Raw genomic sequence first — 14,031 nt, forward strand, 5'->3', positions numbered from 1 at the left:
CGATCGTCCCGGCGTGAAGCGGAGGCGGAACTGGCGCGTCTTTTCGTCATCATTGGAAGCCTGCTGATACTGGTGCTGACGGCGGCGCTGGTCGCGCCCTATTTCATCGACTGGACCTCCTATCGCGCCTCATTCGAGCGGGAAGCGGGGCGCATCCTCGGACGCGAGGTGCGGGTGGGCGGCACGGCGCGCGCGCGGCTTCTGCCCTTTCCCTCCGTCACCTTCACCGATGTGGTGGTGGCGGGAGCGGAGCCCGGCGATCCCGCCATGACGGTCGATGAGTTCTCCATGGATGCGGAGCTGGCGCCGTTCCTGAGCGGCGAACTCCTCATCTTCGACATGCGGCTCGTGCGGCCCAGCATGAACATCAATATCGCCCCCAACGGCCGGATCGACTGGGCGGTGCGCCCGTCTTCGCCCTTCGATCCGCGGCAGGTGACGCTCGAAAGAGTGTCGATCGTCGACGGCACGATCAGGGTGCATCAGCAGGCGAGCGGCCGGGTCGTGACGCTCGCCGATATCGACAGCGAAGTCTCCGCACGCAGCCTGTCTGGCCCTTGGAGGGTTGCCGGCGATCTGGAAATCGACGGCATTCCAGTGGCCGTCACCGCGTCCACGGGCTCGGTAGATCAGGAAGGCGTCCTGCGCCTGCGCGTCGCCGCGCAGCCGCGGGACTATCCGATCATCGTAGAGACCGATGGCAGCTCACGTTTCGTCGAGGGAGAGGGAATTTATTCCGGGACGTTTCGCGTGAGTTCGGCCCGGCCGGCCGAGCGGGCGGATGCGGAGGGTGACGCCGACACGAATTCTCCCCAGCCGGGCCCTGCCGACCCGGGCAATCGCGTCATCGGCCGCTTCACCCTTGATCACCAGCGTCTTGCGGTGGAAGAGTTCCGCTTCGAGACCGGGCCCGAAAGCAACCCTTATACGGCGAGCGGCAAGGCCGCGGTGGAACTTGGCGCCAACCCCTCCTTCTCCGTCACTGCCGAAGGCGCGCAGATCAGGCTGGAAGGGCCGGAGGCGGAAAGCGGCGTCATGTCCGGCCTTTCGGCCGACGCGCGGCTTTCCGCGCTGATGGCATTCCTGGCCAACCTGCCGAAACAGACCATCCCCGGCACAGTGGCGATAAATCTTCCGGCCATCGTGGCGGGAGATACGACGATCCGCGATATCCGCGTCCGGGCCGAGCCGTCCGAGGAGGGGTGGAATATCGGCTCCATGGCTGCGACGCTGCCCGGCCGCACCCGCTTCGAGGGGGAGGGGGTACTCGCCACCGGCGATGCGCTCGCCTTTACGGGAAAAATGCTCCTGGCCATCGCCCAACCGTCGGGCTTTGCCGCGTGGCTGGCCCGGGACGTGGACGAAGCGATCCGGCGCCTGCCGGCTGCGGGCTTCAGCGCCGATGTCGAGCTGACGCGGGAGCGGCAGCGCTTCGATAATCTCGAACTGATCCTTGGCGATGCCCGCTTCCGCGGTTCAATCGACCGGCAAAGCCCGCCCGATGCGCGGCCTTCCCTGGCCCTGACGCTCGACGGCGACAGGCTCGACCTCGAGGGCATGCAGGCATTCGCATCCCTCTTCATCGACGATGCGGGGCGAAACAGGCTGGCTGATCACGATGTCGATCTTGACGTCGCCGCCGGTCCCGTGGTGGCTCAGGGGCTGACGGCGGAGCGGCTGGATACCGCGCTGCGCCTGCGCGCCGGTACCCTCGAAATCGACCGGCTTACCGTGACGGGTCTTGCCGGTGCCAATATCAGTGCCACGGGCACCGTCAGCGGCATCGGCGCAGCGCCGACCGGTAATCTCGACGCCAGCGTGGTGGCGGTAGACCTTGCCCCCCTCATAGGCCTGCTTGCGCGGCGCCTGCCGGAGAACCGGCTGCTGCAAGCGCTCGACAGGAACGCGTCGGCGTATCCGGGCCTTCTTTCCGACAGCCAAATCGAAATCGTCGCGAACACTGCCGAAGGTTCCGCCACGAACGAACTTTCCGTCACGGCCCAGGGGACCGCGGGCGGTACGGATTTCAACTTTTCCCTTTCCAGTGGCGGCACGCTCGCCGATCTCTCCACCGCGCCGCTAGAGACGCATTTCACCGCCCGCAACGAGGAGCCTGCGGCGCTCTACGCATTGGTCGGCCTGCCGGCGGTTCCGCTCGCCCTCGCCCCTCCGGCTGAAGCGGAGCTGTCCGCCAGCGGTAGGGTGGCGGACGGCCTTGAGACACGATTCCGTTTTTCCGGCGACGGCATGGCGGCGAGTTTCGAGGGCAAGCTCTCATCCGGAGCGGCGGGCATGTCAGCGGCCGGAAACGCGCGGCTGGAGAGCAGCGATCTGGAGCCCTGGCTTGCCGCCGCGGGGATTTCGCTGCCGGGCTTCGGCTACGGTCTGCCGGTGCAGCTTTCCGCCGAGGTTGATCACGGCGGCGAGGGCTTGACGGTGCTGAGCAACATCGCCGGCAAGGTCGCCGGCAGTACGGTCAGCGGCGACCTCAATGCGGAGCTTCGCGAGAGCCTGCCGCATCTGACGGGCTCGCTGGCGCTTGGCGGGCTCGACCTTGGCCTGGCGGCGGAGATGGTGGCGGGGAGCGATGCATTTCAGACGGATGGCGGCGTCTGGCCCCGGGCGCCTTTCAGGGAAAGCGGCAAAGCGCCGATTTCGGCCGATGTCGAGCTTTCCTCCGACCGGCTATGGTTCGGCGATGCCGCCACGGTCGAGGAGGCGCGGCTGCGCCTGAAGCTCGACCCTTCCGGACTCGCCCTGTCAGAGCTTACCGGACGCATGATGGGCGGTGCGGTGGAGGGTCTTGCAGAATTCCGCAACGACGCGGGCACGGGCCTATTCTCCGCTCAGGTCTCGCTTCGCAACGCGCCGCTCGGCACGCTTCTGCCGGGGAGCGGGCTTGCCGGCGCAGCGGATGTCAGCGCCGGTGTGACCGCCAGCGGCAAGTCGGTCGAGGCCATGGCGGCCGCCCTCTCGGGCTCCGGATCGGCTTCGCTGCGGGCGATCGAAATCTCCGGCCTGGATCCCGCCGCATTGGGGCCGATCATCGCCGAGGCTGACAAGCTCGGCGTCGATATCAATGCCGAAAAAGTTGCCGCTTTCGCGCCTCCGCTCTTGCGTGGAGGACGCTTCGAGGCGGGCGATGCGCAGCTTGCCTTCACAATTGCCAATGGCGTGGCGCGCGTGCCTCCCGTACAGATGCAGAGCCAGGGCGCGCGCATGAGCGTTGAAGCCATGGCCGACCTGCGGGATCGCACGGTCTCGGCATCCGGCAGCATCACCTACGATCCGGGGTTGGAGGCGGTGGAGGGGTCGGAGCCCACGGTGCGGTTTTCGGCCGAGGGTCGTCTTGGCGAAGCTCCGCTCCAGCTCGACACGGAGCCGCTCGCCCAGTTCCTGACGCAGCGGGCTCTCGAACGCGAGCAAGCGCGGGTCGAGCATATGCAGGCACTCTTGCTGGAGCGGCAGCGCCTTCGCCGCGAGGCAAACTATTTCCGCGGGCTGGAGGAGAAGCGGGCGGCGGAGGAAGCCGAGCGCATAAGGCTTGCCCGTGAGGCAGAGCGCATACGTGCGGAGGAAGAGCGGCGGCGGCTGGAAGAGGAGGAGCGGCAGAGACTGCAAGCCGAGGAGGAGCGCCGCAGGCTCCAGGAGCAAGAGGAGCGGAGGAGGGCACAGGAGGAGGAGTCTCGGCGCGCCCAAGAGGAAGCGGCCCAGCGCGCGCAGGAGGAGGCAGAGCGCCGCGCCCAGGAGGATGCAGCACGGCGCGCGCGCGAAGAAGAGGCTCGCCGAGCGCGCGAAAGCGCTCCGCCGCCTGTCATCCCGCCGGCCCAGAGCGCACCTGCGCCGGCCCAGACCATGCCCGCGCCGGGCGAGGAGCGGTTTCCCGGGCTCCCGGGCGTGAACCTCGATGCGCCGCAACTGCCGCAACCCGACGGTGGCGCAGAGGGATTGCTGGGCAGCCCCTCCACCGCGCCGGCACTTGACGCCGACGGTCTTTCGATCGAAAGGCTGCTCGAACAGTTCTAGCCTGCCGGCGAAGCGCGATCAGGTGGGCGCCGATCGTTTCATCTCCCGTAGAACGTGAAGCCGCAGCGCCGAGGAAAGATTGGTGGCGCGCGGGCGGGCGGCGTCTATTTCCGCGATGAGCGCGGCGACCGGCATCCCGCGGGCGGCGGCAATCCGTTCCACCTCGGCATAGAAAGCGTCCTCGAGTGAAAAGCTCGTCCGGTGCCCATTGATGGTGACCGAGCGCTTTTTGGGGCTCATTGGCCTTCTTTTTCGGAGCCGAGCCGGCGGTGGCCCTCCAGCCGTACGGCTTGCAGGGCCGTTTCGCGCTCTTGCCCCTGGCGCTCGGCGCGCGTGCGGCCGTGCCGGACGCGATTTTCCTCGGCCAGCTTTTCCTTCTCCGCACGCACCCTGCGCTTGCGCAGGAGACGCAGATTGACCACCTCGCCCATGGCTACTTCTTGCGGAAAGCGTCGAGGGAGACCACCTCGGCACCCTTGCCATCCGCCTTCTCCGCTTCCTTTTCCTTCTTCTGGGCAGGCTCAGCTTCGCCGGCGTTCTTGACCTTTGGCGCGGGCTTGGCCTCTTCCTTGACAGGCACCAGCTGCTTCGGCTCGGCGGCCGCGGCCTCCGGCTTTACCTCAAACTCCACTTCGAAATTGGCTGACGGATCGTAGAAGCCACGGATGGCGGAGAAGGGGATCTCCAGTTTCTCCGGAATGTCGGAGAAGGAGAGGACCACCTCAAAGCCCTTCTCGGTTACCTTCAGGTCCCAATACTGATACTGGATGACGATCGTCATCTGCTCCGGATAGCGCTCGCGCAGCCGGCTGGATATGCGCACGCCCGGCGCGTTCGTCAGGAAGGTGATGAAGAAGTGGTGATTGCCCGGCAGGCCGGCTTGCGCCACCTCCTGAAGCACCTTGCGCACCACCCCGCGCAACGCCTCCTGGACGAGAATGTCATAGCGTATGCGGTCCTCGGGCATCGGCGGCGTGGCTTCCTAAATCGCAGGCGATCTTACGACTAGCTCTCTAATCAAGCATAGCGCAGTCGTAAATCAGATAAAGCCGCTGCGAGGCAAAAAGCGCCCTCCGAAGCCGCGGAGGAGCTCAGGCTTCCTGGGGCAGTTCGGCGGGCCGGCTCACCCGGCGTCCGAAAGCGCGCAGGAATGTGCGGACCGCCCGGCGGGCGGCCGCCGCCGTCTCCTCCTCGCTCAGCGACTTGCCGAACATGGAGGGAAGGTGCAGTTCCGCGTTGTTGAGCGCCATGAACTGGCGCGCGGCGATGTCCGGATCATCGATGTCGAGATAGCCGGCGTGAGCAAGCCGCGCCAGTCGAGAAGCGAGGGCCGACTCGATCTTTCCCGGACCCTCCCGCCGCCATACCTCGAAGAGCTCGGGATAGCGCTCCCCTTCGGCAAGGAGAAGCTTGCGCAGGGATTTCCCTTCGCGGCACCAGATGCAGTTCTTGTTGAAGCGCAGCGCGAAGGCGACCAGATCCGCTTCCAGATCGACCGGCTGGTCGGGGAACGTGTCCAGAATGGCGAAGGCACGAGCGTTGGCACGCTCCGTTATTTCGCGCAGCACAGCGTTGAACAATTTGTCCTTGTCGCCATGGTGGTTATATACGGTCTGGCGGGAGACTCCGGCCTCGGCGGCGATCAGATCGATGTTGGCGCCGGCGAAACCTTCCCGACAAAACACGGCCGCCGCAGCATCGATAATCGACTGCCGCTTGGCGGCGTGGCCGCGTGGCGGGAGGATGTCAGGATAGTTGTGCATTTTCATGTCAGGATATATATAGCCCCTTGACGAATTAGACAAGGATGTCTAAAAAAATAGGCGTAAAGGGCTTCCGGCCAGGAGGGTGTCGGAATGGCCCGTGGTCAAACGTCGTTTAGACGGACGCCGCTCAGGCGCCCTCCATTTTCGAAAGAGCATTCCAATGTCTGTCGCCTTCTTCCGCACCGCGGTGGTGCTCGGTCTCTTGTCCGCCATCGGGCCCTTTGCCATCGACATGTATCTCCCCGCTTTGCCGACCATCGGGGCCGACCTGAATGCCGGGACGACGGCCGTTCAGATGAGCCTCCTGGTCTTCTTCCTTTCCATGGGATTTGCACAGCTCATCGTCGGCCCGATCTCAGACATGATCGGCCGCAAGGCGCCGCTCTATCTCGGCCTCGTGCTGTTCGTGGTGGGCAGCATCGGCTCGGCGCTGGCGCCGAATGTCGAATGGCTGATCGCCTTCCGCTTCCTGCAGGGGCTCGGCGCGTCCGCCGGCATGGTGGTCCCGCGCGCCGTCGTGCGCGACCTCCATACGGGCAACGAGGCGGCCAAGCTCATGTCCATGCTGATGCTGGTCTTCTCCATCTCGCCCATCCTCGCGCCGCTCACCGGGAGCATCATCATCGAGGCCTTCGGCTGGCGCGCCGTGTTCTGGGCGGTGACCGTCGCCGCGGCGATCGGTGCCGTTCTCATCGGCACTTCGCTGCCGGAGACACGGCCGGCCGAGCAGCGCATCGGCAGCTCGCTCGGCACGGCACTGGCCGGCTACCGCTTCCTGATGCGGGACAGGAAGTTCCTCGGCCTGACCTTCATCGGCGGCTTCGGCGTGGCGAGCTTCTTCGTCTATCTCATGAACTCGCCCTTCGTGCTGATCGACCATTACGGCCTGTCGCCGTCGCTCTACAGCGTGTTCTTCTCCATCAATGCGGTCGCGTTCTTCGCCATGTCGCAGCTGACCGGAACGCTCGCCGAGCGCTATGGCCTGAAGCGCGTCGTGCGCGTCGCCGTGTCCGGCTATGCGACGGCCATGGTCGTGCTGCTCGCCGTGATGAGCTCCGGCATCCAGCCGCTCTGGGTGCTCGCGACGCTGCTCTTCGTCGGCTACGGCTTTCTCGGGCTCGTCATCCCCACCACTTCGGTGCTGGCGATGGACGACCATGGCGAGATAGCCGGCACGGCATCAGCGCTGATGGGCACGCTCCACTTCGCCGCCGGCGCTGGGGCAATGGCGGTGGCCGGGCTGTTCTTTGACGGCAAGCCGCTCTCGATGGTGACGGCGGTGGCCGCGTGCGCCGTCATCGCCTTCGCCCTGACGCAGCTCACGCTGGGGCGCGGCCGCGAACTTGCGCCGCAGCCGGCGGCGGAATAAGACTCAACTCTCTGCGCAAGGTAAGGGCGCGGCCTCGGCCGCGCCCTTTTTCATGGCCGGCCGATCGCATTGCACAGGAGATCGCAAGCCCCGCGCGGGGCACTTCACCACGCGCCAGGACCGGCGCAAGCTGGGATCGGCTATGGTTCAGTCGGACGGGCAATTCGGGGGAAGGGGAAGAAAGTGGAGGCTTCTGTTGCCAGGTGCCTCCGGACCCCGCTCAGACCTGCGACGGCCTGAGGCTTGAATTGAAGCTATCGCGCTGCATTAAGCAGCGAGACGGGCTTCCGCATAGTTGTCGTTGGCAACTATAGGTTCGGTCCGATAACGGTGGTACCATACCGAGCGAAAGTCCGATCTTTACACCCTCGTCGATCCTATTTCGCCCCCATCAGAAGCCGCCCAATCGGCGGCTTGTGGTGGAGGCGCCGGGTACCGCCCCCGGGTCCGAATGGCTTATTCCATCGGCCGTTTATCGCCATAGTCGGCCGAAGCCGACAGCCACCAATATAGGCAAGCGGCATGCGTATTGAAAGGGGATAGGCGGGGAGGCAGGGCTTTTTTCATTGACTTGGGAGAAGCTTTGCGCGGAAGTTCGCCCGGGGACTTTGCAGTTTGGCTATGCCGCTGGCGGGGGCGCAGCGGGAGAGGAAGAAACCATGACGAACTATCTAGCGGACGTGCAGAAATACGACGCCGCCGCCGAAGCGGCGACGGTCGACAAAATCGTCAAGCATCTGGGCATTGCCTTGCGCAGCAGGGATGCCTCGCTGGTGGCGGCGGACGACCCTGAGGAGCTTGCCCGGGTGCGCGAGAAATGGTGCATGAAGAAGCTGGGCGAGAGCGATGCGGCGAGGGCCGATTCGGCCATCGCAAAGGTGTGCGAGACAATGGCTGCCGACAGGACCAAGAGCCGCGTCACCTTCTACTATCTCGTCGCAAAGCAGCTTGGAAAGCTGCCCGCGGTATAGAGCATGATGCGGACCGGCGGGCATTTTGGCGTTCGCCGGTCCGGCCTATGCTGGGCAGCAGGAAATTCGATTCGGTTTCGCGATGCGGCAATATCTCGATCTGCTTGCCCATGTCCTTGAGAACGGCGTCGACCGGGACGACCGCACGGGGACCGGCACGCGCGGTGTCTTCGGCTATCAGATGCGGTTCGACCTCGCCGCCGGCTTTCCCGCGCTGACGACGAAGAAGCTGCACCTCAAATCGATCATCCACGAATTGCTCTGGTTCCTCCAGGGTGACACGAATATCCGCTATCTGAAGGAGAACGGCGTCAGCATCTGGGACGAATGGGCCGACGAAAATGGGGATCTAGGGCCCGTCTACGGGGCGCAATGGCGCTCCTGGCCGGCGCCGGACGGGCGGCATATCGACCAGATGGCGAATCTTCTCAAAGGGCTGAAGCAGAATCCTAATTCGCGGCGTCACATCGTGACGGCCTGGAACCCGGCGCTGATCGACGAGATGGCGCTGCCGCCCTGCCACTGCCTCTTCCAGTTCCATGTGGCCGAAGGGCGGCTTTCCTGTCAGCTCTACCAACGCTCGGCTGACATTTTTCTCGGCGTCCCCTTCAACATCGCCTCCTATGCGCTGCTCACCATGATGATCGCGCAGGTGACGGGCCTGAAACCCGGCGACTTCGTCCATACGTTGGGCGACGCACATCTTTACAGGAACCATTTCGACCAGGCGCGGGAGCAGCTGACGCGCCGGCCGAAGCCGCTGCCCAGAATGTGGATCAATCCCGACGTGGATGATCTCTTTGCCTTCCGCTACGAGGATTTCAGGCTGGAAGGCTATGTGGCCGATCCGACGATCCGCGCCCCGATAGCCGTGTGAGCCCCAGGCGATGCACGGAGACGACGCCATGCAACGTGAGATGAAGCTCGCCCTCGTCGTGGCTGTCGCGCGGAACGGTGTGATCGGTCGAGCGGGCGGGCTGCCATGGCGGCTCTCGACCGACCTGAAGCGGTTCAAGGCCATCACGATGGGAAAGCCGGTCATCATGGGCCGCAAGACGTGGGAGAGCATCGGCAAGCCGCTACCCGGCCGGCTCAACCTGGTGGTCTCGCGCGATCCGGCCTTTCGCGTGGAAGGAGCGGTGACCGCCCGCTCGCTCGACGAGGCGATGGCGATCGCCCGGGAGCAGGCGGGGACCGAGGAGGTCTGCGTCATCGGCGGTGGACACCTTTTTAACGAGACGATCGGCCAGGCCGACACGCTCCATGTAACCCATGTGGAGGCCGAGGTTGAGGGGGACGTGTTCTTTCCCGAGATAGACGAGACCCTCTGGTCGCCCATCTCCAGCGAGGACGTTCCCGCTGGGGAGAAGGACATCTACCCCACGCGCTATGTCGTCTACCGGCGGCGGCAGACTGCCTGAAGCGTCGCAAGGGAAGGGCGGGGCGGCGCTGGCCGCCTATGGTGCGACGGCAAGACCTTGCGGGTGCGCGTTGAAAGCGCGCCTCCGTGCACCTATAACAGGCCCACGGCACTGCCGGCTGCCTCACCAGCCGGCGGGACAGGAAAAGGAACAATAATGCCCTGGAACAATCAAGGTGGCGGCGGCCCATGGGGCGGCGGAGGGAATGGGGGGCCTTGGGACAATGGCCCGCGCGGGCCGAGCGGTCCGCAATCCTCGCCGCCGGATCTCGAGGAAATCATCAGGCGCGGCCAGGACCGGCTGCGGCGCGCGCTGCCGGGCGGCGGCGGAGGCGGCGTGAACCCGGCGATGATCGGGCTGATCGTTTTGGCGCTGGTCGGTTTCTGGCTCTTCAAGTCCATCTATACGGTGCAGCCCGACGAGATCGCCGTGGAGCTGCGCTTCGGCCAGCCGAAGCCCGAGCTTTCCGAGCCGGGCTTGCATTTCCACTGGTGGCCGGTTGAAACGGTCGACACTGTGTCCATCGCCGAAAGGCTTGTAGATATTGGGGAGATTCGCGGCGGCAGTTCCTCGGGGCTCATGCTTTCGGGCGACCAGAACATCGTCGATGTGAAGTTCTCCGTCGCCTATCAGGTCGCCGATCCGGTGGCTTATCTCTTCAATGTTGACGATCCGGACGGCATGGTGCGGCAGGTCGCCGAGAGCGGTATGCGCGAGGTGGTCGGCCGGCGCCCGGCCCAGGACATCTTCCGCGACGACCGCCAGGGTATCGCCGAGGACGTGCGCAGCATCATCCAGGCCACACTCGACAGCTATGGCGCGGGGCTGCGGCTCAACGCGCTCTCCATCGAGGATGTGGCGCCGCCGCGCGAAGTCGCCGATGCCTTCGACGAAGTCCAGCGCGCCGAGCAGGACGAGGATAGGTTCGTCGAGGAATCCAACCAGTATTCCAACCAGCGGCTCGGCCAGGCGCGCGGCGAGGCGGCGCAGATCCAGGAAGCCGCGGCCGCCTACAAGAACCGGGTCGTGCAGGAGGCGGAAGGCGAGGCACAGCGCTTCATTTCCGTCTATCAGGAATACGCCAAGGCGCCGGACGTGACGCGCAAGCGTCTTTTCCTCGAAACCATGGAGAACGTGCTGCGCGGGTCCAACAAGGTGATCGTGGAATCGGGCACGGGGCAGAATGTGCTGCCCTATCTGCCTCTTCCGGAGCTGCGGCGGAACCCGCCGGCCGAAACGCAGAACGCCGCCCCCGCCGTCGGCGCGCAGGCGCAAGGGGGAAATAACTGATGTCGAACCGTCTTCCCTTCATCGCCATCCTGGCCGCGATCGTCCTTCTCCTGGTCTATTCGTCCGTCTTCGTCGTCAACGAGCGGCAGCAGGCCATCGTGCTTCGCTTCGGCGAAATCGTCCGCGTGGAGAATGAGCCCGGCCTTTACTTCAAGCTGCCCTTTGCCGTCGCCGGGGCCGACAATGTGCAGATCATCGAGGATCGCATCCTGCGGTTCGATCTCGACGACATCCGTGTGCAGGTCTCGGGTGGCAAGTTCTACGAGGTGGACGCGTTCGTCGCCTATTTGATTGAAGACCCTAGCCGCTTCCGGCAGGCGGTTTCCGGCAGCATTCAGCTGGCGGAGCAGCGGCTGCGCACGCGCCTGGACGCCGCCCTCCGGCGGGTCTACGGCCTGCGCGGCTTCGAGGCGGCCCTTTCGGAGGAGAGGGGCTCGATGATGCGCGAGGTGGCCGAACAGCTTCGCCCGGACGCCGCTTCGCTCGGCATCGAAATAAAAGACGTGCGCATCCGGCGCACCGATCTGACGGCTGAGGTCTCGCAGCAGACCTATGACCGCATGAAGGCGGAACGCCTCGCCGAGGCGGAACGTCTGCGCGCCCGCGGCCGCGAGGCGGCGGCGCGTATCAAGGCGCGGGCCGACCGCGAGGTTGTAGAGATCCTGGCCGCTGCCCAGCGCCAGGCGGAGATCCTGCGCGGCGAGGGCGAGGCCCAGCGCAATGCCGTGTTCGCCGAGGCGTTCCAGCGCGATGAGGAGTTCTTTGAATTCTACCGCTCCATGGCGGCTTACCGCACGGCGCTCGATCCGTCGGGAACTACGATGCTCCTGTCGCCCGACTCCGAGTTCTTCCGCTTCTTCGGCGCCGCCGACGGCCGGCCGGCGGCGGGCGGGACCGATGAGCCTGCCGCTCCTCCGGCGGGTCCGCTCACGGGCGCGGTACCTCCCGCGGCCGGGAATCAGGCAGAGACACCCGAGCTTGCTCCCGCGCCGGCGCAGTAGGGCGGGCCCGCCGATCTTTGTGAGCAGGTCTGCGGCGAGGAGTCGTCAGTGAGCGACTTCCTCGCTGCGCTCGGGCTGTTGCTGGTCTTCGAAGGGCTGCTCTATGGCGGCCTGCCGCGCCTGGCCAAGAAAATGGCCGCCGATGTCGTGGAAATGCCGGAGGGGCTCATGCGCGGCATCGGCCTTGCCGTCATGGCCGCCGGCGTCTTCATCGTGTGGCTGGTGCGCGGCTGATTGTTGTGCTGGCGCGGCATGCCCGCAAAGCTATATACCAGCCGCAAACACGCCTCATTCGCGCCGAATGATGCACGCCCTTGGCCACCGGAGACCTGCCTTTATGTCCGCCAACATGCTTTGCGCCGCTTTCCGAGTCCTGATCGCTAGCGCCTTGTCGGCAGTGGCTGCGCCGGCGAGCGGGTGGGCGCAGAGCAGCAGTGGCGGAACCATCCTCCTCGCGCCGGCCAATCCCCAGTCCTCCGCCGATCGAGTGGCCCAGCAGCAGGCGCAGCGCAGCGACGACCGCATGGCGCCGCCGCCCACACAGCCCCAACCGGCCCCCGGGGCGCCCGGCGCCCCCGGCGCGGCGCCTGAGGAGCCCACCGCCCCCGGCGCTCCGCCTGAGGAACCCGCCGCGCCCGGCGAAACGCCCGGACTGCCGGGTGCCCCGGAGCCCGATACCGAGCTCCTTCCAGTGCCGGACACCGGGACCCAGCAGATGCGGGCGCCGCAGACCGGATCGGCGGTTCAGGTGGGGCCGGAGTCGGTGGCGGAACTCGCGGAACCGCTGCTCAACGCTGTCGTGAATATCTCGACCTCGCAGGGGGGCGGGTCCGAGGGCCGGCGCGTGCCGACGCCGCGCCTGCCCGAGGGCTCGCCCTTCGAGGAGTATTTCGGCGAATTCTTCAACGAGGAGGAGCGCCAGCCGCGCATGCCGGGTCCTGGCTCCTCGCTCGGCTCGGGTTTCGTGATCGACGGCAAGGAAGGCATCATCGTCACCAACAACCATGTCATCACGGGCGCAGACGAGATCACTGTCAATTTCGCGGACGGCACCGCGCTGAAGGCGGAACTCATCGGCGTTGATACCAAGACGGACCTGGCGGTGCTCAAGGTCGACCCCCAGGGCAAGCAGATGGAGGAGGTCCGCTTCGGCAATTCCGATTCCATGCGTATCGGCGATTGGGTTATGGCGATTGGCAACCCCTTCGGCTTCGGCGGAACCGTCACGGTCGGGATCGTCTCGGCGCGCAACCGGCAGATCGGTTCCGGCCCCTATGACGACTACATCCAGACCGATGCGGCCATCAATCGCGGCAATTCGGGTGGGCCGCTTTTCAACATGGCGGGCGAGGTCATCGGCATCAATACGGCGATCATCTCGCCCACGGGCGGCTCGATCGGCATCGGCTTCGCCATCCCGTCCAACCTGGCGCTCAATGTGGTCGGCCAGCTGCGCGAATTCGGCGAGACGCGGCGCGGCTGGCTGGGCGTGCGCATCCAGCCGGTCACGGATGAGATCGCCGAAAGCCTCGGCCTGGGCGAGGCCGCGGGCGTGCTGGTCAGCGGCATCGAGAAAGGTGGTCCGGCTGACAACGGCGTCCTGCAGGCGGGCGACATCATCGTCGGCTTCAATGGAGCGCCGGTCGTGGACGACCGGCAGCTGCGCCGCGTGGTGGCCGAGAGCGGGGTCGGCAAGGAAGTCGAGCTGGAAATCCTGCGCAAGGGAACGCGCGAAAAGGTCAAGGTGACATTGGGCAGGCTCGAAGAGGAGGAGACCGCCGAAGCCTCCGCCGAGACCGACAACGAGGAGGAGGAGAACGGGCAAGCGCCCGTGACCACCGCCAATGTGCTGGGCATGACGATCAAGGAGCTCGATCAGGAGACACGCGGCCAGTTCGGGCTCCCGGACGATGTGACCGGCGTCGTTGTCACCGAGGTCGAGCCCAACTCCGCCGCTGCAGAGCAGGGCGTCCAGGCAGGCGACGTGATCGTCGAGATCGCCCTGCAGTCCGTTTCTTCGCCGAAAGAGGTGCTGGACCAGATCGAGGAACTGAAGGAGCAGGGACGAAAGAACGCGCTCCTGATGCTGTCCTCCAAATCGGGCGAGCTCCGCTTCGTGACGCTGAGGATGAGCTAGGGGAATAGGGGAATAGGGGAATAGGGGAATAGGGAAGGGATATTCCCTGC

The 14,031-nt window shown here is 65.8% G+C and carries 13 protein-coding genes and 1 other RNA gene; 9 read left to right on the forward strand and 5 right to left on the reverse strand.

The genetic code is table 11. The features are described 5' to 3' along the window. The first annotated feature begins 48 nt into the window (after positions 1-48). Positions 49-4,026, forward strand: a complete 3,978-nt coding sequence (locus RIN79_RS17840; RefSeq protein ID WP_375165966.1) for an AsmA family protein — start codon at positions 49-51, stop codon at positions 4,024-4,026. Positions 4,027-4,044: 18 nt separating this feature from the next. Here the strand turns inward: RIN79_RS17840 and RIN79_RS17845 are convergent, their stop codons facing one another. The 4 genes from RIN79_RS17845 to RIN79_RS17860 all read right to left on the reverse strand — a co-directional run bounded on the left by RIN79_RS17845 (position 4,045) and on the right by RIN79_RS17860 (position 5,795). Continuing rightward, positions 4,045-4,266 (reverse strand): ribbon-helix-helix domain-containing protein, encoded by a 222-nt coding sequence (locus RIN79_RS17845; RefSeq protein ID WP_309086037.1) that lies wholly within the window; start codon positions 4,264-4,266, stop codon positions 4,045-4,047. After that, positions 4,263-4,457, reverse strand: a complete 195-nt coding sequence (locus tag RIN79_RS17850) for a DUF4169 family protein (RefSeq protein ID WP_309086038.1) — start codon at positions 4,455-4,457, stop codon at positions 4,263-4,265. The genes RIN79_RS17845 and RIN79_RS17850 overlap by 4 nt, the downstream gene beginning before the upstream one ends. Before the next feature lie 2 nt (positions 4,458-4,459). Further along, positions 4,460-4,993: an SspB family protein gene (locus tag RIN79_RS17855; protein WP_309086039.1), complete on the reverse strand. Its 534-nt coding sequence runs from the start codon at positions 4,991-4,993 to the stop codon at positions 4,460-4,462. 124 nt (positions 4,994-5,117) lie between these two features. Then, entirely contained in the window at positions 5,118-5,795 is a 678-nt protein-coding gene (locus RIN79_RS17860; protein WP_309086040.1) for a TetR/AcrR family transcriptional regulator, read from the reverse strand. A 157-nt stretch (positions 5,796-5,952) separates the two neighbouring features. Between RIN79_RS17860 and RIN79_RS17865 the strand changes: the two genes are divergently transcribed. Further along, positions 5,953-7,161 carry a multidrug effflux MFS transporter gene (locus RIN79_RS17865; protein WP_309086041.1) on the forward strand — a complete coding sequence of 403 codons (1,209 nt, stop codon included), beginning with the start codon at positions 5,953-5,955 and terminating at the stop codon, positions 7,159-7,161. A gap of 182 nt (positions 7,162-7,343) precedes the next feature. Here RIN79_RS17865 and ssrA read toward each other — a convergent pair. After that, positions 7,344-7,700: a transfer-messenger RNA gene (gene ssrA / locus RIN79_RS17870) on the reverse strand. A 120-nt stretch (positions 7,701-7,820) separates the two neighbouring features. Between ssrA and RIN79_RS17875 the strand changes: the two genes are divergently transcribed. The 7 genes from RIN79_RS17875 to RIN79_RS17905 all read left to right on the forward strand — a co-directional run bounded on the left by RIN79_RS17875 (position 7,821) and on the right by RIN79_RS17905 (position 13,981). Beyond that, entirely contained in the window at positions 7,821-8,132 is a 312-nt protein-coding gene (locus tag RIN79_RS17875; protein ID WP_309086042.1) for a DUF2853 family protein, read from the forward strand. A gap of 82 nt (positions 8,133-8,214) precedes the next feature. Then, on the forward strand, positions 8,215-9,009 hold the full coding sequence (locus tag RIN79_RS17880) for a thymidylate synthase (protein ID WP_309086043.1): 795 nt from the start codon (positions 8,215-8,217) through the stop codon (positions 9,007-9,009). Between the two features lie 40 nt (positions 9,010-9,049). Beyond that, positions 9,050-9,553, forward strand: a complete 504-nt coding sequence (locus tag RIN79_RS17885; RefSeq protein ID WP_309086069.1) for a dihydrofolate reductase — start codon at positions 9,050-9,052, stop codon at positions 9,551-9,553. Between the two features lie 156 nt (positions 9,554-9,709). Further along, positions 9,710-10,843 carry an FtsH protease activity modulator HflK gene (gene hflK, locus RIN79_RS17890; RefSeq protein WP_309086044.1) on the forward strand — a complete coding sequence of 378 codons (1,134 nt, stop codon included), beginning with the start codon at positions 9,710-9,712 and terminating at the stop codon, positions 10,841-10,843. Beyond that, positions 10,843-11,844 (forward strand): protease modulator HflC, encoded by a 1,002-nt coding sequence (locus RIN79_RS17895; protein WP_309086045.1) that lies wholly within the window; start codon positions 10,843-10,845, stop codon positions 11,842-11,844. Before hflK ends, RIN79_RS17895 begins: the two co-directional genes overlap by 1 nt. Positions 11,845-11,892: 48 nt before the next feature. Next, entirely contained in the window at positions 11,893-12,078 is a 186-nt protein-coding gene (locus RIN79_RS17900) for a DUF2065 family protein (protein ID WP_309086046.1), read from the forward strand. Positions 12,079-12,559: 481 nt separating this feature from the next. Continuing rightward, positions 12,560-13,981: a Do family serine endopeptidase gene (locus tag RIN79_RS17905; protein ID WP_309086070.1), complete on the forward strand. Its 1,422-nt coding sequence runs from the start codon at positions 12,560-12,562 to the stop codon at positions 13,979-13,981. Positions 13,982-14,031: the final 50 nt, after the last annotated feature.

The organism is Chelativorans sp. (genome assembly GCF_031180965.1).
Classification (GTDB): domain Bacteria; phylum Pseudomonadota; class Alphaproteobacteria; order Rhizobiales; family Rhizobiaceae; genus Chelativorans.